Below are 3,107 nucleotides of genomic sequence, written 5' to 3' on the forward strand. Positions count from 1 at the left end.
GCGAACAGAGCGTCACGGGCCGGCCAGCGGGCCTCCTCCTCGGCGTAGAGCAGGTCCTGAGCGGCGCACCACGCGGTGGTGGCGGGGTTCCGCGCGATCAACGTTCTACGGGCCGGGCTGGCCCGTCGCGAAGCCCAACCGGCATAGCGAGAAACCCCCACGTCACGAGGGGGAGGAGTCACCCTCTCGGGCACACGGACACAGGACACAGGACACAGACACATCACTCAAACGGCAAGGTCAGGCCAAGGCCGGTAACGTTACGTTCTGGACCAAATAGCCCGATCTGCATCTTCGGGTCCGCTGGAAGGCGCCCGGCGCGCTGTCGTACCAACGGCAGACCGCAAGCTGCCGGCACCCGTCAGTCCGACCATAGGGGTGTCCCTCATGAACGCAGGAGGTCTGGCATCAGCTCGGGCTGACGGTCGGGTGCACGCAGTTCGCCACGGTGCGGTTTTGGCCGTGACGTGCCTTGCCCTGGCAACGGTCGTCTCGGCCATGGCATCGCTGAACGTGGCGCTTCCAGACATCGCCCGTGAAACACACGCCAGCCAGACCCAGTTGGCCTGGATCATCGACGCCTACAGTCTCGTCTTTGCCTCCCTCCTGCTCCTTGCAGCAACGCTCGGCGACCGCTTCGGGCGGCGGAAGGCCCTTCTTGGGGGACTCGCACTCTTCGCAGCAGGTTCAGTAGGGGCGACGTTCTCCTCCGAGCCGGGGATCCTGATCGCTCTGCGGGCACTGCTCGGAGTCGCAGCCGCTTTCGTCATGCCTGCCACACTTTCCACGATCACCAGCACTTTCCCCCGCGAGCAAAGGACACGCGCAGTCAGCGTGTGGGCCGCAGTCGCGGGAGCCAGCGCGGTACTGGGCCTCCTGGCCTCGGGCGCCGTTCTTGAAGTGTGGTCCTGGCGGTCGGTCTTCTGGCTCAACGTCGTACTGGCGGTCGTAGCCGTCATCGGCACGTACGTCTTCGTACCCGAGTCCGCCGAGCCCGAGAAACAGCGCGTCGACGTGGTCGGAGCAGCACTGACGGTCGCCGGGCTCGGGATACTGGTCTACTCGGTCATCCAGGCGCCCGAGCACGGCTGGGGGAGCTTCCGCACCCTTGCGGGCATCGCTCTTGGACTCATCGTGCTGGCCGGCTTCGTCTTCTGGGAGCTGCGCCAGCCCCACCCCCTGCTCGACCCACGACTCTTTCGCGACAGGCCGTTCGCTGCGGGCACCCTGTCCATCACGCTGCAGTTCTTCGCCTTCTTCGGCTTCATTTTCGTCGTGATGCAATACCTTCAGCTCGTGCGCGGCGACAGCGCGCTCATCGCCGCGGTGAGTGTGCTCCCGATGTCCGCTGCGATGATCCCGAGCGCTCGGCTGGCCCCGAAACTGGCTGCCGAGTTCGGCGCCCGCCGCCCCTGGATCGTGGGACTGATCGCAGTTGCCGCAGGCCTGATCGTGCTGGCCGAACTCGACACCGACAGCTCCTACTGGCTGCTCCTGGCAGGACTGCTTCCTCTGGGAGCCGGCATGGGACTGGCAATGACACCCGCCACTGCGGCCATCACCGACGCACTCCCGTCCCGCCTGCAAAATGTGGGGTCCGCGGTGAACGACCTGTCCCGTGAACTGGGCGGGGCTCTGGGCATCGCCGTTCTCAGCAGCGCTCTGAACGCCGGCTACCGCAGCGGCCTCGACCTCGAGGGACTCCCCGCTCCGATCGCGGAAGCAGCGCGTTCCTCCCTTGCCGCAGCCAACATCGCAGGAACCAGGACGAACAACCCTGCTCTGATCGACCACGCCAACGACGCCTTCGCGTCCGGCCTGCACCTTGCCCTCCTGACCGGGGCCGGAGCCGCGGTCCTGAGCGCCTTCGCAGTCGCCCTCCTCCTGCGGCACACCCGCAGCTCCAAGGACATTCACACGGACGCCGACGCTACGCTCACAGCACCCGAACGAGGATGAACACACCCCGGCGTCCTCGTGCGCGAGGTGGGCAGGGGTTTGATCCCCGGAGGCCGACGCCGGTGGTGATGTGGGCGTGCTGCGGCAGCGAAGTCGATGACCGGTCACAGCTGGTTCTGGGACTGCGAAGGTGCACCGGCGGGGTCTCTTGGCGGCTCCGTCGTGCTGTTCGGCGTTGTTGTCCTGATGGTCGGATCCATATCTGGGATCGAGAGCGTTGGAACTCGATCGTGTTCGGGCTGATGGCCGCCTCGGCACTGTCCATCGGTGTGCTGGAACGCTATCGGGCAGACGCCGCCCGTCGATCTCGGTGATTCGTCTTCCAGCCGACGCAGGCCGCCGCCGGCGGGCGTTGACCACGCCAGCGGCGGCCTTGTCGCTGGGTATGCGGGCGTGCGTTCACGCTGTTCGACCGCCAGGACGTCGCGGTGGCGGGCATGGGTGCTGCGCCGGCGAAGGCGGGCGTTCCGGGCCGGGGTCTGCACGGTGGGGTGAGGGTGGCAGGGAGTTGGCAGCACGGGAGTAGCCACTGCTCAGGCGTCCCTTGTCACCGACCAGCATCCTGGTCAGTGACTTGAAGACCGCCGACCCGAAAGAACGGCTGTGATGCGTTCATACAGCAACCTCGCGGCACACGCGAAACGGCGAGCCAGACGTGCCTCCAGTCGAAACGTCTTCCTCGTCGAGCTGGACGTGACCGACACGCGTACGGCAGTCGCGGTGCATCAGATCGCCCGACGCTCATATGCGATAGAGGCCGAACTGATCGGATTTGAAGGCATACCCGCCCTCACTGAGACCCTGGAAGAAATGCAGGCGCGGCCATTGCGCTGGATCGGGATGGTCACACGAGACGGCCAGATCACCTCCTTTGTGGCCTGGCGGCGCCTGGCCGGAGAAGACGGTGTCGACATCGATCGCGTGTGCGTCGATCCGCAATGGTTCCGCCATGGTTTCGCACTGAGACTGCTCGACCGCCTTTTGACCGAACTGGCCCCCAGCGGCAAGGTGCTGGTCAGCACAGGCGCGGACAACCGGCCGGCCATCAACCTCTACGAGCGGCTCGGCTTCACCCGTGTCGGCACCGTCCGGCCCGTGCCCGGCCTGCTCATGGCCGAGTTCCGGCTCACGCGGGAAGCCGACAGCGC

Annotated in this window: 2 protein-coding genes; both read left to right on the forward strand. The window is 66.5% G+C overall.

The genetic code is table 11. The features are described from left to right. The first annotated feature begins 498 nt into the window (after positions 1-498). Positions 499-1,959 (forward strand): MFS transporter, encoded by a 1,461-nt coding sequence (locus ACWEBX_RS38595; protein ID WP_451889384.1) that lies wholly within the window; start codon positions 499-501, stop codon positions 1,957-1,959. Positions 1,960-2,652: 693 nt separating this feature from the next. Next, positions 2,653-3,107, forward strand: a 455-nt coding sequence (locus ACWEBX_RS38600) for a GNAT family N-acetyltransferase (protein ID WP_451889385.1), incomplete at its 3' end; no start/stop codon positions are given.

This window comes from Streptomyces sp. NPDC005070 (assembly GCF_053600395.1).